The organism is candidate division WOR-3 bacterium (assembly GCA_016926475.1).
GTDB lineage: Bacteria > SDB-A > SDB-A > SDB-A > SDB-A > JAFGIG01.
This window is the reverse complement of sequence record JAFGON010000021.1, coordinates 67,210-87,350: the sequence shown is the minus strand read 5'-3', so window position 1 is coordinate 87,350 and position 20,141 is coordinate 67,210. Positions and strand designations below refer to the sequence as shown.

The 20,141-nt window shown below is 44.1% G+C and carries 18 protein-coding genes; 2 read left to right on the top strand and 16 right to left on the bottom strand.

The window, feature by feature from the left end; all coding sequences use genetic code 11:
* Positions 1-461: Glu/Leu/Phe/Val dehydrogenase (locus JXA84_01860; protein MBN1149945.1), on the bottom strand; the 461-nt coding region annotated here is incomplete at its 3' end.
* A 95-nt stretch (positions 462-556) separates the two neighbouring features.
* On the opposite strand from JXA84_01860, the gene JXA84_01855 reads away from it, so the two are divergent.
* A complete protein-coding gene (locus tag JXA84_01855) occupies positions 557-991 on the top strand; it encodes a GNAT family N-acetyltransferase (GenBank protein MBN1149944.1) in 435 nt (144 codons plus the stop codon).
* A gap of 1 nt (position 992) precedes the next feature.
* The gene (locus tag JXA84_01850) at positions 993-1,631 is read left to right on the top strand and encodes an HAD family hydrolase (GenBank protein MBN1149943.1); all 639 of its coding nucleotides are present in this window, start codon (positions 993-995) and stop codon (positions 1,629-1,631) included.
* Between the two features lie 43 nt (positions 1,632-1,674).
* On the opposite strand, the gene JXA84_01845 is transcribed toward JXA84_01850, so the two are convergent.
* The 15 genes from JXA84_01845 to JXA84_01775 form a co-directional block, all read right to left on the bottom strand.
* Complete coding sequence (locus JXA84_01845; protein ID MBN1149942.1) at positions 1,675-2,388, bottom strand: NTP transferase domain-containing protein; 714 nt, start codon at positions 2,386-2,388, stop codon at positions 1,675-1,677.
* The gene (locus JXA84_01840; GenBank protein ID MBN1149941.1) at positions 2,389-3,669 is read right to left on the bottom strand and encodes a phosphotransferase; all 1,281 of its coding nucleotides are present in this window, start codon (positions 3,667-3,669) and stop codon (positions 2,389-2,391) included.
* A 91-nt stretch (positions 3,670-3,760) separates the two neighbouring features.
* Positions 3,761-4,909, bottom strand: coding sequence for a saccharopine dehydrogenase NADP-binding domain-containing protein (locus JXA84_01835; GenBank protein MBN1149940.1), 1,149 nt, complete (start codon positions 4,907-4,909; stop codon positions 3,761-3,763).
* Positions 4,906-6,294, bottom strand: coding sequence for a Sapep family Mn(2+)-dependent dipeptidase (locus JXA84_01830; protein MBN1149939.1), 1,389 nt, complete (start codon positions 6,292-6,294; stop codon positions 4,906-4,908). The genes JXA84_01835 and JXA84_01830 overlap by 4 nt, the downstream gene beginning before the upstream one ends.
* Positions 6,295-6,307: 13 nt before the next feature.
* Complete coding sequence (locus JXA84_01825; GenBank protein MBN1149938.1) at positions 6,308-7,825, bottom strand: Rne/Rng family ribonuclease; 1,518 nt, start codon at positions 7,823-7,825, stop codon at positions 6,308-6,310.
* Between the two features lie 2 nt (positions 7,826-7,827).
* A complete protein-coding gene (locus JXA84_01820) occupies positions 7,828-10,155 on the bottom strand; it encodes a DUF2344 domain-containing protein (GenBank protein ID MBN1149937.1) in 2,328 nt (775 codons plus the stop codon).
* Positions 10,128-11,108 (bottom strand): ketoacyl-ACP synthase III, encoded by a 981-nt coding sequence (locus JXA84_01815; GenBank protein MBN1149936.1) that lies wholly within the window; start codon positions 11,106-11,108, stop codon positions 10,128-10,130. Before JXA84_01815 ends, JXA84_01820 begins: the two co-directional genes overlap by 28 nt.
* Positions 11,109-11,111: 3 nt before the next feature.
* A complete protein-coding gene (locus JXA84_01810) occupies positions 11,112-12,038 on the bottom strand; it encodes a bifunctional enoyl-CoA hydratase/phosphate acetyltransferase (GenBank protein MBN1149935.1) in 927 nt (308 codons plus the stop codon).
* Positions 12,039-12,046: 8 nt separating this feature from the next.
* Positions 12,047-13,216, bottom strand: coding sequence for an acyl-CoA dehydrogenase family protein (locus JXA84_01805; GenBank protein ID MBN1149934.1), 1,170 nt, complete (start codon positions 13,214-13,216; stop codon positions 12,047-12,049).
* Positions 13,217-14,530 carry an adenylosuccinate lyase gene (locus tag JXA84_01800; GenBank protein ID MBN1149933.1) on the bottom strand — a complete coding sequence of 438 codons (1,314 nt, stop codon included), beginning with the start codon at positions 14,528-14,530 and terminating at the stop codon, positions 13,217-13,219.
* A gap of 10 nt (positions 14,531-14,540) precedes the next feature.
* Positions 14,541-15,329: a tRNA pseudouridine(38-40) synthase TruA gene (truA, locus tag JXA84_01795; GenBank protein ID MBN1149932.1), complete on the bottom strand. Its 789-nt coding sequence runs from the start codon at positions 15,327-15,329 to the stop codon at positions 14,541-14,543.
* Positions 15,326-15,967, bottom strand: a complete 642-nt coding sequence (locus JXA84_01790) for a hypothetical protein (GenBank protein MBN1149931.1) — start codon at positions 15,965-15,967, stop codon at positions 15,326-15,328. Before JXA84_01790 ends, truA begins: the two co-directional genes overlap by 4 nt.
* Positions 15,964-17,712 carry a CTP synthase gene (locus JXA84_01785; protein ID MBN1149930.1) on the bottom strand — a complete coding sequence of 583 codons (1,749 nt, stop codon included), beginning with the start codon at positions 17,710-17,712 and terminating at the stop codon, positions 15,964-15,966. The genes JXA84_01790 and JXA84_01785 overlap by 4 nt, the downstream gene beginning before the upstream one ends.
* On the bottom strand, positions 17,691-18,443 hold the full coding sequence (gene kdsB / locus JXA84_01780) for a 3-deoxy-manno-octulosonate cytidylyltransferase (protein ID MBN1149929.1): 753 nt from the start codon (positions 18,441-18,443) through the stop codon (positions 17,691-17,693). The genes JXA84_01785 and kdsB overlap by 22 nt, the downstream gene beginning before the upstream one ends.
* A gap of 21 nt (positions 18,444-18,464) precedes the next feature.
* Positions 18,465-20,108: a 30S ribosomal protein S1 gene (locus JXA84_01775; protein ID MBN1149928.1), complete on the bottom strand. Its 1,644-nt coding sequence runs from the start codon at positions 20,106-20,108 to the stop codon at positions 18,465-18,467.
* Between the last annotated feature and the right edge of the window lie 33 nt (positions 20,109-20,141).

The following is a 20,141-nucleotide window of genomic DNA, read 5'->3' as shown; positions in this document are numbered from 1 at the left end:
TGCTGGCCGTGGGTCATGACGTCGGGAGCGGGGACATCCTGAAGAGGTCCGATGTCGTATGCTATCTGACGGACCCAGCCCCTGCAAATGCCCTCCTGTTCTCTTTCTGAGAGATGGTGGGGGTCGCAGATCACTCCGCCTTTTCCTCCACCGAGAGGTATGTCGACGACAGAACATTTCCATGTCATCCACATTGCCAAAGCGCGGACTGTGTCGAGGGTTTCGAGGGGGTGAAAACGAATTCCTCCCTTGCATGGGCCCCTAGAGTCGTTGTGCTGTACCCTGAATCCTTTGAAGACTTTGACCGAATTGTCGTCCATTCTCACGGGAATGTTGAAGGAATACTCCCTCATCGGAGTGCGCAACAGGTCTCTTGTTCCCTGGTCGAGGCCGAGTTTTTCGGCTGTGTTGTCGAATTGCTGTTGAGCCATCTTGAACGCGTTGAAAGACTTATCGGACACAAACACCTCCTGAAAAAATTAATATGAATTTACAGATATTTGGATTTTATGATATTTTGCTCTATAAGTTAAGGTCATATTTAAAAGAGGGAAAAATGGATATAGTTTTCAAAAAATATGTGGACGAAGATCACGAAAACCTTATAGCGCTTTGGGAAAAGAGCGGGTTGCCTTACAAACTCGATGGAAGAGATGCCAAAGAAATCATAAAAAAGCAGAGTATTCTCGAAAACACGTGTTTTTACGTTGCCTTATTCGATGGAAAAATAATCGGAAGCGTTTTTGCAACCCACGACGGCAGGAAAGGATGGGTCAACAGGCTGGCTGTTGATCCAGATTTCGGAAGAAGAGGAATAGCCCAGCTGCTCATCGAAAAAGCCGAAGCCTGGTTCAAGGAGAAAGAGATCAAAGTATACGCTTGTCTGATAGATGAGGACAACGAATGGTCCAAAAAGGCTTTTATGAAAAAAGGATACGTGAAAAAAGGACACATAAAGTATTTTGTCAAAAAACCCTGGGGAGAAGTTTAATATGACGGAGAAACTAAACATGGCGGTTTTTGACATGGACGGAACCCTTTACAGATCGGAAACTTCATTTATTGAGGCTGTCAAAACAGTTTTATCGAACAACAGATTAGAAACACCGCCGGAAGAATTTTTGTTTTCTTTCATAGGCGAACCCGACAGCGTCTTTGCTAAATGGCTTGAGGATATATCAAACCCTGGGAAGGCGCTGGAATTGTATGATGAATTTCAGACAAGAGAACTTGAAATGGTCAGAGAGAAGGGGGAACTCTATGAAGGAGTTTTGCCACTTCTCTATGGTCTGAAGGATTTCACTCTCGCGATATGTTCAAACGCCACAGATATATACATAAAGACGGTCGTCGAGAAATTCAAAATCGATAAACTCTTCTCCGCCCTTAGAGTGCCGGTCAGAGGGGAGAGCAAAAAACAAATGTTGAGGGATTTGGAGGGTGAGTTCAAACCTTCCGGAAAATTCATGGTAGGCGACAGGTACCACGATATGGCCGCAGCCGAAGAAAACGGTTTCGTTTTTGTGGCGGCTTTGTATGGTTACGGAAGGGATGAAATTGAGTCGTCAAGATTCGCGGCAGAAAAGCCCGAACAGATAAAGAGAATAATCGACAGCATCTTAAAAGCTTAGATATATTTCAATATTTTTTTTAAAGGGAAAATTTTCGATTTGCTTACGGAATTTTGAAAGGCGGGTTATTTTCCAGATGCCTCAAAATCTCCGGTTTACCCGCGTCAAACCAGTAATTTCCAATGTCCTCTGAATAACCCGTTTTCACGCTCTGTTTGTTTTCAAGATAAAAATCAATTATGGAAAAAACGCTGGAAGGAGGCTTTTTCTCTAAAACGGAGGAGCTTATGCACTGGATGCCTGAAAAGGCATAAACATAGCTGTTTTCGGAATTGATTTCTTCGCCTTCGGTTAACCTTCTCAGAAGAGTTCCCCCTTTTTCGAACAAAAGAGGTCTTGTGGTCTCTCTCTTTTTGACGGATAGAGTCGCGTCGTTTTTTAACCTTAAATGGCTATCAAAAAGCGATTTTAGGTCTGTGTCTGATATGACATCGACATTGTGGACGAGGAAAGTTTCGGAATCTTTTAAAAGTTCTGCCGCAAAGAAAATTCCGCCACCTGTTCCGAGGGGGAAATCCTTCTCTACAGAAAATTTCATTTCAGCTCCGAAAAAATGGTTTGATTCGAGAAAAGAGATTATTTTCTCGGGAAAGTGGTGCAAATTGACTACAATTTCACCAAAACCCTGGGAGACGAGTTTTGTCGCCACATTTTCTATCAGTGAAACCCCTCTGACTTCGACGAGAGCTTTTGGGGTGTTTTTTGTCATTTCTCCAAGTCTTGTGCCGAGACCGGCGGCGAGAATCATCGCTTTCAATCAATCGTCCAGTTCTGTATGGTTCAATTCGACCGCCAAGCAGCTTCTCGATTCCAGAGAGCGCTTCAGCTCTTCAGCGCAGAAAACAGATCTGTGGACACCTCCGGTGCAGCCAAAATATATATCGAGCAGTTCGAATTTCCTGCTCAAAAAATCATCGACAGCCAATTTAATTATGTTTTCGGCGTATTCGAGAAAATTCCGGACTTTTTTCTCTCTTTTCAGGAAAGAAGAGACCAAGACGTCTTTGCCGGTAAGATTTTGGAATTCCTGAAACCTGCCGGGGTTGGGCAAAGACCTGCAGTCGAAAACAAAACCGCCCCCGTGAACGCTTAAGTCTCTCGGAATTCCCTTTTTATAGGAAAAACTCTTCAATCTGACTTTTAATTTTCCAGGAGAGGTCTCTGGTGTCAGGGAAACTGCTTTTTCAAGAGCTTTTTCGAGATTAAGGGATATCTCGGGAAATTTTCCCGCCGCTAATTTCAGGGCTTTTTGAACCGCTTGTTTAATGTGGGTTTTGAAAGTCGGATTTTGTCCGTGGTAGCCTCTAAAACCGTATGCTCCCAGATTCTGCAAAATCCTGAAGAGAGCGCTGCTGAAAACAAGGTCGAGGAAGTCAAAATTCCCGCTGTACATTTTTTTTTTGTCGAGGTCAATGTAACAATCGAGCATTTGCCTGACGATATCGTCGGAAAGGTCAGCCCTGGTCTGGAAAAGCAGAGAGGCGAGGTCGTAGTGAGCGGGTCCTCTTCTCGCCCCGGTGTAGTCGATCAGCAGAATCTTTGAACCTTTAAAATAAATATTTCTGCTCTGAAAATCCCTGTGGACAAATGTTTTCTCGGAGATTTCCGATATGGTCGAAGCGAGTTTTTTAAACTCGTTCTCGAGTCTGTATTCATCGGGTTTTAAGCCGAAAATTTTCAGAAAAAGATATTTAAAATAATCAAGGTCCCACATGACAGACACATAGTCGAACTCCCTGACGGGTCTGCACCTTGAATAATCTACTAAACAGTCTGCTCTGGTCTGCATTACGTATAATAACTCGAGAGCTTTTTTGTACAAAGTTATGGTGTTTTCTTTATCCGCTTTTTTTTCCGATAGTTTGAAAAGGGAGTCCTCCCCGGCGTCTTCGCAGAGAAAACATTTGTCTTTAAAATCGAAAATCTTGGGGATTCCGACTTCGCTTTTCAGAAGGATTCCCGAGAGGTATTCAAAAACCCGCGCTTCTTCTTCCGATTTAAAACAAACGGCAATCGCCCGGTTTTCGCTGTCTTTCATCTTGTAGAAAATTTTGGTCTGATCTGAGGATTGGAGGATGTCAAAGGTTTCGGGAAGTCTCCCAAAACATCCCCTGTAGAGAAAGAACGCTTTATTTCGCAAGGTTTTCAAGCTTAACTGAATTTTTAAACTCGTCCAGTTCGATCTTGATGTTTTTGTTCTTTAAATATTCAACCACGAATTCGAAATTAGATTTTGAACTTCCAATTTGCTCCGGGGTAATTAATCCTTCTCCTTCAATTCTGTCTTCCAAAAACAATCTGCTGACGGCGCAACAAGTAAAGCCGGTAGTCCTCGCCATAGAAAGACGGTTTTCTTTTTCGTCATAGAAGTCTGAAATAGTGTATGTGTAAACTGATTTTTCAGAGGTTTCAATCTGAATTTTCATCAGAGTCATGTCCCTGTCTTCGGTGCTGATTTTCCAGATGCCGGACAGCAGGATTTCGCTGACATCACAGGGTTTTATGGATTTACCTTGCACGGTGATTTCTCTATCTGAGAAAAATCCGGAATCTTTCAGAACTTTTAGGTATTCATAGGTCTTTGGGTATCGGAGAGTTTTTTCAGACATAAAAGGAATTTTCATGGTTTTTATGAGGGTCCTTAGACCGTCTGTGTTGAAAGCGACGAGAGTCCCCACCCCTTCAAATTCCAGAAACTCGGGGGCCGAAAGGGCGGGTTTGATTTTCAGTTGATTGTCTTCGACAATTCGCGCTTCTCTCACATATTCGGCTATTACGTCGGAGGGCGAAAATACGGATTTGTATTCATAGGGCAAATGCCTGGCTCTGACGAGGCCTCCTACCATGCAGCTGTATGAATGGACGTTTTCCATCGCAGCATGTCTTCCGAGAATTATGTTGCAGAGCCCGGGGGCGACGCCGCAGTCAACTGAAAATTGAATCCCTTTGTCTTTAGCGAGATCTTCGAGGGAGAAAGGGTCTTCTTCAAAAAAAGAAATGTCCACAGTGTCAACACCGGTTTTGATGAGAGTTTTAAGAGTCTGGTACCCAAAAGAACCAGGCAAAGCCAAAATAGCGAGGTCTGATCCTGAGACCGCTCTGAGGGTTTCCGCCTCATCGGTGAGGTCGCCCTGCAGGGCGACGATGTTTTTTTTGCCTTTGATTCTCGACAAGTTTTTTGAATCCCTGTCGACGCTGATTACCCTGTAATCACGAGACATCTCCTCTGCGACAAGGCTCCCGACAGAACCCGCTCCGAGAACCGTGATTGTTTTCATCTGCCTTCTCCGGCGTACTTGTAGTCGAGTTCGAAAAGAGCTTGGGTGAGGATTTCTGTGAAGGAGAAAATATCTTCAACAGGCATAAATTCGTCGGGTTGATGTGCCATTATCTCTCTTTTTGGGAAAACAGGGCCGAAAGCTACCGTGTTGGGAAAAGCTCTCGCGTAGGTACCGCCTCCGATTGCCAAGGGAGGGGAGGTGTCGCCGGTGATTTTTCTGTAGACATCCAACAAAACGGACACAAGAGGTGAATCCTTAGGGACGTAGAGCCCCGGAACAGTTTTTTCGACTTCAATTTTAAATCCGGGAAATTCAATTTTCTCAAGAATTTCGACAACTTCTTCGACCTTGTATTTAATAGGGCATCTTATGTCGTTGGAAATTCTTAAAAGACCTTCTTTTGATAGCAGCAAACCGGGGTTGATGGTAAGGTGGCCTGAGACTTCGTCTTCCAAAGCTATACCGAGGTTTTCTCCTCTGTGGTCATGAGCGATGTTTTTAGCGTAGAAGTCTATGAAAAGCTTGAATGGATCGTCAGGGGGTATTACCTTGGACAAAAAGTCAAAAAGAGTGGAAACGGCATTTTTCCCCTTATCTGGAGTGCTGGCGTGTGCCGATTTACCTCTGGCGAAAAATGATTTTTTCCCTTTTCTGTCTCCGACGGTCAACGTGTCCGAAAAGTGTTTCTTGATGATATCCTCTTCGCCCCGCAGGGAAACCCCCTGTTTTAAAACCGCGCAAGCGTTGTCTGGAACCATGTTTACCGCTGATCCACCAAAGACTGAATCGATATACTTGGATTCAAAAGGAACAGTAAGGTTTATCCTGAAAATATTTTTTTCAGCGTAAATCACCGGGAATTGGGAGTCCGGGGTTATTCCGTAAAGGGGTATTTCTTCGGTTTCTTTGTATTTTTCTATGCATTTCCAACTCGATTCTTCGTCCCCGCCCAGAATCAACCTCAGTCTGCCTTTGACTCCTGTAGTGTTCTGCAGGATGTGAAGGGCGTAAAGAGAACAGACAGCTGGTCCTTTGTCGTCTTCAACTCCTCTTCCGTAAAGGTTTCCATTCTCAAGAGTACCTTTGAAGGGAGGGTGCTTCCATCCTGATTCAGCCGGCACTACATCCAAATGGCATAAAATTGAACCCAGGGTTGAACCTTCTCCGATTTCAAAATACACGTAGTGTCCGTCGCCTGAAAACGATTTAAGGCCCAATTTTTTTCCAAGAGCCAGCGCTTTATCAAAAACCCTCGACACTTCCCCCCCGAAAGGAGCTCCGGGAAGAGCTTCGCTTTTAACACTCGGAATTTCGATCAATTCACTTATGTCAGACAGGATATTTTCCCTCTGATCGTCGATATTTTTCTGTATTGCCGTCATAGACTTTCCCTTCTTATTTTACTTCGATGTCGGGAAGAAGACCTCCTTCCCAATGGCTTATTTCAACGTTGTCGTTTATACACCATACCGAAATCTGGTCGCCGGCTGCCGACGGGTCAAAAACGGTCTCGATGCTTATGTTTTTCTCCTTTGAAAGAGACACAAAAAAAGAAGAGAGCTGGTGTGAAATAAATTCATACAGCCTTCTCGGCAGTCGAATCTGGATGGTTTTTCCGGACAGTTTATCCGAGACGTTTCTCAGCCATCTTTTCAGAGAACTCGATATGTAATGGTCTTCGAAAAGAAGGCCTGAACCCTTGCAGAAAGGACAATTTTTCTGCAGATTTTGAACAACTGAAGGTCCAGTTCTTTTGCGGGTCATCTGCAACAGTCCAAGTTCGCTTATTGGAAGCGTGTAATAGTTCGCTTTGTCCCCCGACATATGCTTGTCGATTTCGGCTTTTACGGCTCTTCTGTGGTCTTCGGTCTGCATGTCTATGAAATCTATTACTATCAATCCCCCCAAATTTCGCAACCTGACCTGTTTTGCTATCTCGCGTGCCGCTTCGAGGTTGATTCTGTAGGCGAGGTCTTCAGGGTTGTTTATGTTTGAATACTTGCCGCTGTTGACGTCTATCGCCACAAGCGCTTCGGTATGCTGAAATATGACGTATGCTCCGGAAGAAAGGGGGACTATGGGAGAAAACAGCTTGGTTATCTCTTCTTCTATTCCGTAATACTCGAATATGGGGAGTTTGTCGTTGTAAAGCTTTATTTTCTTCAGCAGGTCTCCGGATTTATTCGTCGAAGTAAGATATTTCTGAATCTTCTTGAACAGCGAAGAGTTGTCTATGACGAGCTGTTCGGTCGAAATGAGTAAATGGTCTCTTAAAATCCTTATTGTGGGATCGTCTTCGGTGTAAAGCAGGGTTGGGGCTTCCCTTTTTTTGGAGATGTCCTCGATTTCTCTCCATTTGTTTTTTAAAACCGCGAGATCAGAAAGTATGTCTTCTTTTGTCCTGTTTTGCGCTTCGGTTCTGATGATGATGCCGAAATCATCTGTGATTAAATCTTTTCCCAGTGCTCGCAGGCGTTTTTTCTCGTCTTTGTTTTTGATTTTTCTCGAAATACCGACGATTTTCCTTCCTGGCATCATAACACAATACTTGCCGGGTATTGAAATGTAAGTCGTCGCTCTGGGGCCCTTTTTACCCATTGGTGATTTTGTGATTTGAAGATAAATAATCTGCCCTTTTTCAAGATGCCTTTTCTCGCTAGGTTCCTCGCCCTCGAAATCTATCGAGTCTGACATCACTTCGGAGAGCGGCAAAAAAGCCGACTTTTCACCGGCAATATCGACGAACGCGGCGTTCAATCCAGTGTTGACCTGGGTTATCACTCCTTTATAGATGTCTCCAACAAATTTTTTTCTGTCGAATGTCTCGATAAATATATCCAGCAGTCTCCCGTTGCTGATTACAGCAACCCTCAATTCCTCGTCGAAAGAATTAATAAATATTCCGTTTTCCACCTTTACCTCTGATTTATAACTGTTCTTTTCCAGTTTGAAAATTTTTTTATATGGAAATAACTCTCCAATTCCGACAATCTCACAGACCCCTCTCTGGTGAAATTGATCTTGAAAACAAAACCCTCTCTTCCGGTATCAATATTTTTGACGTATTTCTTCAATTCAATTTTTTTTGTCCTGCCCCTGTGAATCCTTTCAACAGAGCAACATTCGTCTGAATAAAATCTTTTCTTTGCAGTTTCGTCGATTTCGCAGTTTTCACAGATGTATGTTATTTCAAGATCCGATGAAGTTATGGGGGGCGGTTTTTTATCAAAATAAAACAATTCCAAAGGTTTTATTCCCTTGGGGAAAAAAGACTTCAGGGATTCTATAATACTTGTTTCTAAAAAAAACTGAGACGAAAAATCCATCAGTTCTGCATCCGATGTAGCCCCGCAGGGGAGAGGAGGTCCAAAACTGACGTCCGGTTTGGGCCTTTTACCCCTGGTGTAATCCAGCTTCAAACCGGCTCTTCTAAGAGATCGCAGAACTGCATTTGTGAGCTCCAGATGTGAAATATGCCGAAGAGGTTCTTCTTTGGAGTATTTGAGTCTGTAATAAAAAACCTTTCCCGGGTTTGAAAGCACGAAACCTGACGAGGGAGGGGTAAAAGAAAGTTTCTCATAAACTCTTGTGTGGGGTTTTGAAGGGGTGTGCCGAACTTTTATCCTTTCCCAGCGCTTTTGAATATAAGACGGGTTTTTGGATTCTCCGTGAATGTCCACACCTGCTCTTTCAAGGGAATCTTTCCATAATTCGAAGTTGAAGTTCTCGTGCCACTGATCGAATCTCGAACCGCTGTTGAAGGCGTAAATAGCGGCGGCGGATATATTCTCTGCTCCTCTCGACAAAAGACCCTCGACAAACGAAACTTTTGGATCTCTGAAATTTATGTTTCTTCTCATTTTTTGGAGTTTATTGGCGATAAGACAGTATTTGCGGGTGATTTCTTCGTAGCTTTCCTGTGGTGCGTTTTGAAACAAAGTGTGAGGTCTCGGTACGAAAGGAGCTATTGAAACCCTGATGTCTTTTTTTTTCATCGCTTTGGAGACATCCAATACGAGATCCGCTATGTCTTCCAAGTCCCTGTCTTTCTCTCCAGGCAAACCGACCATAAAATAAAATTTAATTCTCTCAAAACCGTATTTGACGGCTCTTTCCACAGAGGTCAAAATATCTTGGTCTTTCATGGTCTTGCCAATGGAAGTTCTCAATGATTCGTTTCCCGCTTCCGGGGCGAGGGTGAGTGTTCTGTGCCCCAGATCTCCTGCAATTTTGAGAACATGTTCGCTTACGCTGTCAGCCCTCAAAGACGGAAGAGAGAGGTTCGTCCTGTTTCTTTTCAGATAAGGATAGAGGTCGGCGACCATCAGATCCAGTTCAGGATGGTCGCAAACTGACAGGCTTAAAAGCGACAGTTCTTCCCAGCCGGACATTTCTATTCCTGCTTTAGCGATTTCTATGACGTCTTTTGCCGGACGGTGTCTTACATTTCTCGAGACAGAACCTGCCTGGCAAAATTTACATGAGCGAGGGCATCCTCTTGATATCTCGACGGCTTGTCTGTCGTGTGTGGTTTTCATGAAAGGGACGATGGGAGGAAGGGGAGCGTGTTCAAACAAAAGCTCGTCTACCCTGAGATATTCGACTATTTCGCATGGAAATTCCGGCACGTAGACGCCTTGGAGAAGGGACAATTCTTTTAAAAACTCATGCCGTGTAATCCTTTTTTTCTTGTATTCTTCAGCTAATAGGGCAATTTTGAGGATGACGAATTCTGCTTCGCCCTCGACGAACGCGTCAATGAAAAAAGACCATGGTTCAGGATTGAGGACAGACGCCCCTCCGGCTATAACCACGGGATCATCATCGTCGCGTTCTAAACGCGAGAGAGGTATTTTGCCGAGAGTCAGGACATTAATCATATTCGTTATGTTGAGTTCGCATTCAAGAGAAAAACCGAGAACCGGAAAATTTTTTACGGGGGTCTTGGATTCAAGTGAAAAAAGAGGCAGATCTCTAAGGGTCAGTTCCCTTTCGAGGTCTCTGTCCGGACTGAAAACCCTCTCTGAATTATAACCTTCCGAGGCGAGAATATGCCTTAGGATTTGAATTCCAAGATTGGACATTCCGATTTCGTATACATCCGGGTAACACAACAAAAAAAGCGGTTCTGTACTTTTCAGCGTTGAGTTTATTTCGTTTCCTATGTATCTTGTCGGATGTTTTACCTTGAAAAGTATCTCCGCAAAACCATTTATCACCACCTCAAAACCGTTGCCCCCCAAGTCAATCCTCCTCCAAAAGCGTCGAGAAGAACGACATCGCCGGGTTTTATCTTGTTCTCTCTGACTGCTTCATCGAGAGCTACAGGGATAGTCGCCGCTGACATATTCCCATATTTATGAATTGTCACGTATACCTTTTCGACTGCAACGCCTGCCCTGAGAGCAGTTGACTCCATTATTCTGTAATTTGCCTGATGAGGTATGAAAATGTCGACTTCCTTCCCGGTGATACCGGCGAGTTTGAGAACTTCGATGGCGACGTTGCCCATTTTGGTCACGGCGTGCTTGTAGGTCTCGTTTCCCTGCATTTTCAAATAATGCATCTTGTTTTTTACCGTCTCTTCGGATGCTGGATAGCGGGAGCCCCCCGCTGGCATTTCTAAAAGTTTTGAAAGGTTTCCGTCTGAATAAATTCTTGTCGAGATGATACCGCTTTTTCCTTCCGACGGTCCGAGCAAAACCGAACCTGCTCCGTCCCCAAAAAGCACGACTGTGCTCCTGTCGTCCTTGTCTGAAATTTTCGACAAAGTCTCCGCCGCCGACACTAAAATGTACCGCGCTGTTTTGTTTGCTATGAAATTACGGGCTATTTCCATTGCGTATATGAACCCGGTGCAGGCGGCTGAAATATCAAAAGCAGGGATGGTTCTTAGGTTCAGCTTCTGCTGGACCAAGCATGCCGTTGAAGGAAATAAATGGTCGGGTGATATGGTCGCTACTATGATCATGTCAATTTTATCCGGGTCGATTCCTGAAGATTCGATGGCTTTCTTTGAAGATTCCAGCACCATGTCAGACGTCGCTTGATCGTCTCTGACCCAATGTCTCTCTTTTATACCTGATCTTTCGGTTATCCATTTATCTGAAGTGTCGAGATATTTTTCAAAATCCTGATTTGTAATTACCCTCTCCGGAACATAAGAGCCGGTCCCGTATATTTTTGCTTTAAACATTTTTTATTTATCCCCCATTCTTGAAGAAGCCGCGAGAGAAGCTAAAGCTATTGAGTAAAACTTGGTGTCGTCGCTATCGGCTCTCGACACCAGAACTCCAGGCGCTGTAGCGCCGACGATAATAGCAGCCACTACTCCGTTTGCCAGATATACAAGACCTTTATAAAAAGAGTTCCCCGCCTCAATGTTAGGGAAAATTATCACGTCCGCTTCGCCGTTTACGGGAGAAGACAATTTTTTTGCTTTCAAGGAGTGGTTGCTTATACATATGTCGAGGGCGAGAGGTCCGTCTACTATGCAATTTTTTATCTGCCCTCTTTCAGCCATTTTTGTGAGAAGAGCGGCATCTATCGAAGATTGAATTTTCGGCTCGACCTTTTCCGAGGCTGATAATATGGCGATTTTCGGGAGGTCTATACCGAGAAATTTGGCGATTTCCACGCAGTATTCTATCATCAGGGCTTTCTGGGAAAGGTCGGGTTGAGGAAGGATCGCCACATCCGACAAAATCAGAAATTTCGGATAAGACGGAACTTTGGCTATGGTGACGTGAGACAAAGTCGATTTCGGAGGCATCAAGCCTTTTTCTTTATCGAGAACAGCCCTGGCGTAATCCGAAGTGGAAATCATGCCTTTCATTATGATATCGGCTTTTTTCTGCTTTACGAGTTCGACAGCTTTCTTTCCGGCTGTCTTTCTGTCTGCCTCGTCTATATATTCAAATATTTTGTGGTCAATGCCCACTTTTTTCGCCAATTCTTCGGTGAGATTTTTGTCCCCAACCATTATGGCGTGAACGAATCCTTCGTTTACGGCTCTCGCTATAGCTTCTATCGTGTCAGGGTCATCTCCACATGCGACTGAAACGGTCTGTTTTGGGCATGATTTGGCTTTATCTACAAGTTCTTCGAAAGTCTGGATCAATTTCATGTCACCTCCTATTTTTTCTGTGCCATTTCATGTATGAGCTTGGTCATTATTATGGATCTTTGTATCTGGTTTGTACCTTCGTAGATCTGGGTAATTTTCGCGTCACGCATCATCTTCTCCACGGGGTAATCACGCATATAACCGTAGCCTCCGAGGATTTGAACCGCGTCCGTCGTCACTTTCATCGCGACGTCGCTGGCAAATACTTTTGTCATCGCCGAGAGTTTTCCAATGTCTTTGACTCCGGAATCGACGTATTTGGCGACCGTGAAGTTGAGGCTTCTAGCTGCTTGGATTGAAGTCTCCATGTCAGCGAGCATGAATCCTATTCCCTGAAAGTTAATTATCGCCTGTTCAAACTGCACTCTTTTTGAAGCGTATTCAAGGGCGATTTCGAAAGCCCCCTGGGCTATTCCTATCGCCTGGGAGGCTACACCGGGTCTCGATCTGTCAAAAGTGTCCATTGCTATTCTGAATCCTCTTCCTTCCCCGCCGATTATGTTTTCTTTTGGTACAGGGCAGTTGTCGAAAACAAGTTCTGTTGTGATGGATGACCTGATACCCATTTTTTTCTCTTTTTTGCCGAAAGTAAAACCTTCGGCGCCTTTCTCGACTATCAGAGCTGAAAGACCTCTTATGCCTTTGTTGGGATTTGTCGTGACGAAGACTACGTAGATGTCGGCTTCGCTGCCTGAAGTTATGAATTGCTTAGTCCCGTTGAGGATGTATTGATCACCCTTGCGCACAGCTTTGGTTTTTATGTTTGCGGAATCGGATCCTGCTTCCGCTTCAGTTATCGCGAACGCCGCAAGTTTATCTCCGCTCGCTATGGGAGGGAGGTATTTTTTCTTCTGAGCGTCGCTGCCGTGAAGCAGAATGGGCATCGCGCCTAAACCGCTCGCCGCATAGCAAATGGCTATACCGCCGCAAATTCTCGAGAGTTCTTCTGTTACAATCGAAAGCTCTGTTGTGCCGCCTCCCAATCCGTCGTATTGTTCGGGGATGAAAACCCTGAATAGATCGGATTTGGCGAGTTCGGCGAGAATTTCCCTTGGAAAAATATCTTTATTATCGTATTCGGCTCTTACAGGGAGTATTTTCTCTTCCGCAATTTTTCTCGAAAGTTCCTTTATCTCATTTTGTTCTTCGGTAAAAAATAATTCGGTCGGTGAAATCATCTATTCCTCCTTTTCAGAGTCAAATACTCTATCAAAAACAAAATCGACATTCTTGAGAAGATTTTCTTCGTCGGCAATTTGCAAAACCTCCTTTTCTTTGAAAAAACCGGTGAAAAACTCGTCGTAGGAAAGAATTTCCACGAGGGATTTTTCTGCCTCTTGAGCCTTTAGTGCCGCGGATTGTATTATTCTGTACGCTTCGTCTCTGTTCATCCCCTTTTCACAGAGCTTCAATAAAAAAGCTCCAGACAAATACCTCTGCCCGGACAAATTTTTATTGTTCGTCATTTTGACTGTGTCAACCGAAAGATTGTCTATAATATACTGCATTTTTTTTAGTATATAAAGCAATAAACTGGTCGCGTTTGGCAAAACAACTCTCTCAGCGGAAGAATGGCTTATATCTCTTTCGTCCCAAAGAGAGACGTTTTCAATAGCCGCTGTCGTAAAGCCTCTGAAAAGTCTTGAAAGTCCGCAAATTCTCTCGCAAATAACGGGATTTTTTTTGTGAGGCATCGCGGAAGACCCCTTTTGACGAGATGAAAACGGCTCTGATATTTCGCCTGTCTCCGTTCTCTGAAGCAGCCTTATCTGTAGAGCCGCTCTTTCAATCCCTGAGGCTGTGTGCGCAAGAGCCATAACGAATAGCATGTGTCTGTCCCTCGGTATGATTTGAGTAGAAACAGGTTCGGTTTTAAGCCCGAGAATTTCGAGTGTTCTTTTTTCGACGTAAGGGTCGATGTTCCCATAAGCCCCCACCGGACCCGAAATCTTTCCATACTTAATGTTTTCAGTCGCGTTCTTCAACAGGGAGAGTGAACGTTTGAAATTTTCTCTGAGAGAGAGCAGTTTCAGACCGAGGGTTATGGGTTCCGCGTGGACGCCGTGTGTCCTTCCCATCATTACAAAGTGCTTTGTCTTCAGCGCCATGGTTTTTGTCTTTTGAATCAACGATTTGAGCTCATTTTGAATCATCTCTCCGGCTTCTGAAAGGAGCAAGGCGAGAGATGTGTCGAGCACGTCAGATGAAGTCATACCGTAATGGATATGCCTTGAAGGTTCACCTACCTTCTCGGCTACAGAACTGAGAAAAGCTATGACGTCATGCTCGACTTCTTCTTCTATTTCACGGATTCTCTCCAGGTCGAAATCCGCTTTTTTCTCGATTTCCCCGAACTCTGCTTTAGGAATTTGGTCTAATTCCATTCTCGCTCTGCACTGGGCGAGCTCGACTTTTAGCCAAGTCCGAAACCTGTTTTCGTCGGACCAAAGTTCCTTCATTTCTGGCAACGTGTATCTTTCCAGGGTGCCCATAAATCCTCCCTCATGTCCCGGTGAAGTTGCTGAAAAATTCTTCTTTTGAAAAATTTGCGTTTTCCCCTGAGTAAAGAACTCTGTAGAGGTAAAGCCCTTGGGCTGGAGCCGTGAAGCCGCCGTATATTCTGTTTTTCCGTAAAAGCGCCACTTCAGCCGTTTCCGGGTCCGCTTTACCCCTTCCTACGTCGTAGAGCATTCCTACGATGGACCTTATCAATTTGTGAAGATAACGGTCAGCCGCGAAAAAAAGCAGTAGTCCATTTTGTAAACTGACTATTTCAACAGCTCTGAGATCTACTTCGTTGTTCTGTTTTAGGCTTTTTTTTATGCAAAAAGCTGAAAAATCGTGTTTACCTTTCAACAACAATGCGGTTTTAGCCATCTTTTCAACGGAGAGCCGCTTTCTCAACTGCCACGCGAATCCTCTGGTGAAGGGATTGCCCGAAGTGTACTCAATCCTGTAAACGTATTGTCTTTCCCCTGCGTCTTTGGTCGAATGAAAATCAGGTTCGACCGTCAAGAGATTTTTTACCTTCAAATCACAGGGTAAATTCGAATTTACAGCCCTGAGAAGGTCTAAGTCCTGTATGTCACATTGAATGTCACAATGAGCTGTCTGTCCTATCGCATGAACCCCGGCGTCTGTCCTACCGGCTCCCGTGACTTTTGAAATGTTTTTGGTGACCGAGAAAATCGCTTTTTCAAGCTCTTCCTGGGCGGTTCTTTTGGCTTTTTGAATTTGCCACCCGCTGAATTGTCTCCCATCGTAGGAGACTTCAAATTTTATTCTTCTCAAGTTATAAACCTTACAAGCAGAAGAAGGGTTAGGGCTGAGTAAGGCAAAATGTCTTTTCGCGAGAAGAATACCGGTTTTCCCAAAAAAACCAAATCATCGGTGTCTCTGAAACCTCTTGATTTAAGGGAAAGATAGAGGTTTATTTTTCGTCTTTCAATTTTCATCACGCTCCAAGCCACCAAAGAAGGGACTTTCACAAAAATGCTATTTTTCGGAAGCTTGAATGTTTTTAAAATGAAAACTGTCTGTGCCAGTTCGGATCGCATATACGGTATGAAGCTTGATGATATTTCAGATATCATGTATAGACTTTTTGCAAACGCAGTTTTGCCCACCAGGGGCAAAGACAGAAGATCATCCGCCGAAATCTCTTTTGCCCATAAAAAAGGCAAAAAAATCACTGATATCGTCTTGAAGCAGTTGATGACCGCGTCGGGAAAAATGTTTTTGACGAGAATAGATAAAAAGGCTCCTAAAAGGGACAAGACACTCTTTTCAGGTCTGTCCATGCTGACAAGCAGAAGAGAAGATACGCAGAAGACGAGTGCCGAGTAAAGGGGATCGGATGAAACGAGCAAAAAAATCGAAGCGAAGGGGACAAAAAAGATCTTCGCGGGTGATGAAAAACTTGATTTCAATCTGGTTTTCCGTAGTGTTTTTCCAGGCAGGATCTGATAAAACCGGTGAATAAAGGGGAAGGGTCCACAAGGCTTGACTTGAATTCCGGGTGCGCCTGTGTGGCTATAAAAAATGGATGATCCTGTAATTCTATAAACTCCATCAAAGGTTCCTCTTTGTCATGTCTTATGTGGAATCCCGAGAAAACAACACCTGCCTCTTCAAAACGCCTGATGTAAGCCGGATTTATCTCGTACCTGTGTCTGTGTCTTTCTATGACTTCGATGAAGTCCCCATTCTTTGGTTTGACGCCCAATCTGAACTTTTCTTTGCCAGAGGTGAATGATTCTATGACGCGAGCGTCTCTCTGGACTCTGTCTGAACGAATGTAAAGAGAGGATATTTTAGTCCCGTTTATGATGTTTGCAAGATACGCGCCGAGACGCATGCTCGCTCCGTATCTCGAATGCAGCATAGCTTCCTGCTGAGAAGGCAGAAGCGTGACGACCGGGTGCGGAGTATGAGGTTCGTTTTCCGTTGAATCAGCCCCTTCGAGCCCGAGTATATTACGCGCTATTTCAACCAAAGCGAGCTGCATTCCCAGGCAAAGCCCAAGGTAAGGGATTCTCAGTTCTCTCGCTATTTTTATGGCCTTAATTTTACCTTCAATTCCGTGTCTGCCGAATCCCCCAGGCACGATTATTCCGTCGAGATCTTCAAGGGACTGTGCTATTTCAGACTCTGTTTGCACGTGTGAAGCGCTGATCCACAAGATTTTAACCCTGCAGTCGGAATTGGCTCCCGCGTGTTCAAGCGCATGCTTGACCGATATGTAGGCGTCTTCGAGTTGATAATTGCCGGTTTCGATATATTTTCCAATCATTCCTATGGAAATCTCTTTGGATGGGTTCATTATATGGGTTACGAGTTTTTGCCACTGCGACCAGTCCCCCTCTTTTTTCGGTTTTAAATCGAGGGTCATGAGAATTTTTTTTCCGAGGCTTTCTCTTTCGAAATTCAGGGGAACAGAGTAAACAGAGGAGACGTCGGGAGCGGAAATCACCATTTCCGCGGGGATGTTAGCGTAGATTTCAATTTTCTTTTTTCTTATCTGGTCAATTTCAGTTTTCGCACGGCAGAGAATTATGTCAGGGAATATTCCGTGCTGAGACAATAGTTTAATTGCCTGCTGTGTCGGTTTGGTCTTCATCTCTCCTATGTTTCCAGGTATTGGAAGGTAGGTGAGAAGAACATAGGAAAAACTTCCCTGTCCTAATTTTTTCTCGAGGCTTTTTAGTGCGAAAAGAAAGGGGATGTTTTCGTAGTCGCCAATAGTGCCGCCTATCTCAATTACCGCTATTTCGTGTTCTGCGGAAGATTCTTCTATTCTTTGTATTATTTCGTCTGGTATGTGAGGGATGAATTGAACTGTTTCTCCCAAAAATTTTCCGTTTCTTTCCTTTTCGATCACCGCCCAGTAAACTTGCCCTGTTGTTATATTATTCTTTTTGGGGATCTGTTCTCCGATAAACCTTTCGTAGTTACCGAGATCCTGGTCGATTTCTCCACCGTCGTCTGTCACCCAAACTTCGCCGTGCTCGGTGGGTCTTAAAGTCCCGGCGTCGAAATTGATGTATGGATCGATTTTTATAGCTGTTGTTTTATAACCGTATTCAACGAGTATCTTAGCTATGGAAGCGGAAGCTATTCCCTTGCCGACTCCGCTTATAACACCGCCGACGACTACGACGTATTTTTGTGCCATCTGTGAGACTCTCCCTTCACAATTGTTTGGGCTTTTTTGTAATCTTCTTCTGTGTCAATTCCATAAGAAGGTTTTTTTGCCTCTATTAGTTTTATTTTTGCGCCCATTTCCAAAGCCCTCAGCTGTTCGAGCATTTCCACCTTTTCAAGGGTGCTTGTAGGGTTTTCGGTGAAGTTTATAAGGAATTGCATTCTGAAGACATAAAGCCCCAAATGTTTGAGAAAAGCGAAGCGCATGCCGTCTCTTGGATAAGGGATTTTAGCCCTAGAAAAATACAGGGCGTAACCCCTTCTGTCCGATACAATTTTCACCTTGTCGGGGGAAGAAGGGTCATCGTCTTCGTCGAATTTAGTGTAAAGAGTCGCCATGTCTGCTAGGGGGTCTTTTAAAAGAGAGTCTATAGTTCTGTCGATGTCTTCCGGGCAGATAAAAGGCTCGTCCCCCTGGATGTTCGCGACTATTTCGACGTCTTCTCTTTTTCTGCTGACCCAAGCCGCTCTGTCAGACCCGCTCGGTAAATCAGGAGTCAAAACGCATTTTACTCTTTTCAGAGCTGTCGTTTTTTCGGCTATTTCTTTTGAATCAGTGGCCACTAAAACTTCGTCGAGCTTTTTGCATTCAAGCGCTTTCTCGACAGCCCAAAAGAAAAGAGGCTTCCCACCGAGGTTCAGAAGAGGTTTGAAGGGAAGCCTTTTTGAACCAATCCTCACAGGTATGACGCCGAGGATCATTATTGTCCTATCCCTAAAACATCAGGAATCCGCGTCCTTGCTCTCTTCGTAATTTGGATTCGCTTCTTTTTCCGACAGAAGAATTCTGCGTCCGTCTGATGACATCTCAATTATCTTCAATTCTAAACTATCTCCGATTTTGTACATATCAGAAGGTTTTTTTATGTTGTCGCTTAGAAGATGAGAGAAAGGCACAAAACCTCTGGCGTTGTTTTCGATCTTGACTACGATACCTCTGTCTTTAAGTTCGACAATTGTTCCGGTGATTTGATCGCCGGGCTGATGGGAAGATATGAATTTCTGAACAGGATCTTCTTCCAACTGTTTTATCCCCAGGGAAATTTTCTTGGATTCCTTGTCTATTTTTAGGACTTTACACTGGACGTTTTTTCCTTCTTTAAGTATTTGACGAGGGGTTTCAATTCTCTCAACCCATGACATGTCCGAGACATGAATCAATCCGTCTATTCCTTCTTCAAGCTGAATGAACGCGCCAAAATTAGTTATGGTCCGGATTTTACCTTCAACGATGGAACCGACGGGGTACTTGTTTTCGATTGTCTCCCAGGGGTCGGGGTTTACTTGTTTTAGACCGAGAGAAATTCTTTGTTTTTCCGGATCTATGTTGAGTACAACCGCCTCGATGGTCTGATCCACCTCGAGTATGTCGGATGGTTTTTTGATATGCTTTGTCCAAGACATTTCTGATATGTGAATAAGGCCTTCAACACCTTTTTCTATTTCTACAAAAGCGCCGTAATCAGTCATGGAAACAACTCTTCCCTGGACTTTTGTGCCTTCGGGGTATTTTTCCGTAATGTTCTTCCACGGATCGGGTACGAGCTGTTTCATGCCGAGGGACACTCTGTTTTTGTCTTTTTCTATGCCTATGACCATGACTTGAACCGAGTCTCCGATAGAGAGAACTTCGCTGGGGTGCTGAATCCTTCCCCAGGATATATCAGTGATGTGAAGAAGCCCGTCGATTCCGCCGAGGTCGATGAAAGCTCCGAATGGAGTGATGTTTTTGACTTTTCCTTCGAGAACTGAATTCACGTCGAGATCGTTGAAAAGTTGGTTCTTTTTCTGTTCTCTGTCCTCTTCAAGTATCTGTCTTCTCGAGACGACTATGTTTCTTCTTTTCCAGTTTAGCTTTATGATCCTGAACTGGAATTTTTTACCAAGCAGCTGATCCATGTCTTTGCAAGGCCTCAAGTCTATCTGGCTTCCAGGTAGAAAAGCTTCAACCCCGAACACGGATACTATCATGCCGCCTTTAACCCTTTTTGTAATTGTGCCTTCCACGGAAGACCTGTTGTCGAAAGCCGCTTTGATGTCATCCCATACTTTGATGAAATCGGCTTTTTGTTTGGAGACTACGGCGAATCCTTCTTCACCTTCGAGTTCATCGAGAAAAACATCTATAACATCGCCAACTTTGAGCGAGTAATCTTCAGGGAACTCGGATGCTGAAAGCACCCCTTCACTTTTTTGACAAATATCGAGGACGATGTCTTTCGGTCCAATTCTGACAACCGTGCCTTTGACGATTTTCCCCTCTTCGAGAGATGGGGAATACTTGTCAATTAAAACGGACAGCTCATCGTCGGTTATATCCCAGATTTCAAAGTTTTTTTCACCTTCCACTACATTCTGATTTTCCAATATTCCTCCGCACAAATAACGTTAGATTGTTCA

Coding starts and splice junctions, on each gene's coding strand:
- JXA84_01855 (MBN1149944.1), top strand. CDS start 557: ATGGATATAGTTTTCAAAAAATATGTGGACGAAGATCACGAAAACCTT.
- JXA84_01850 (MBN1149943.1), top strand. CDS start 993: ATGACGGAGAAACTAAACATGGCGGTTTTTGACATGGACGGAACCCTT.
- JXA84_01840 (MBN1149941.1), bottom strand. CDS start 3,669: ATGAAAGACAGCGAAAACCGGGCGATTGCCGTTTGTTTTAAATCGGAA.
- JXA84_01835 (MBN1149940.1), bottom strand. CDS start 4,909: ATGAAAACAATCACGGTTCTCGGAGCGGGTTCTGTCGGGAGCCTTGTC.
- JXA84_01830 (MBN1149939.1), bottom strand. CDS start 6,294: ATGACGGCAATACAGAAAAATATCGACGATCAGAGGGAAAATATCCTG.
- JXA84_01815 (MBN1149936.1), bottom strand. CDS start 11,108: ATGTTTAAAGCAAAAATATACGGGACCGGCTCTTATGTTCCGGAGAGG.
- JXA84_01810 (MBN1149935.1), bottom strand. CDS start 12,038: ATGAAATTGATCCAGACTTTCGAAGAACTTGTAGATAAAGCCAAATCA.
- JXA84_01805 (MBN1149934.1), bottom strand. CDS start 13,216: ATGATTTCACCGACCGAATTATTTTTTACCGAAGAACAAAATGAGATA.
- JXA84_01800 (MBN1149933.1), bottom strand. CDS start 14,530: ATGGGCACCCTGGAAAGATACACGTTGCCAGAAATGAAGGAACTTTGG.
- JXA84_01785 (MBN1149930.1), bottom strand. CDS start 17,712: ATGGCACAAAAATACGTCGTAGTCGTCGGCGGTGTTATAAGCGGAGTC.
- kdsB (MBN1149929.1), bottom strand. CDS start 18,443: ATGATCCTCGGCGTCATACCTGTGAGGATTGGTTCAAAAAGGCTTCCC.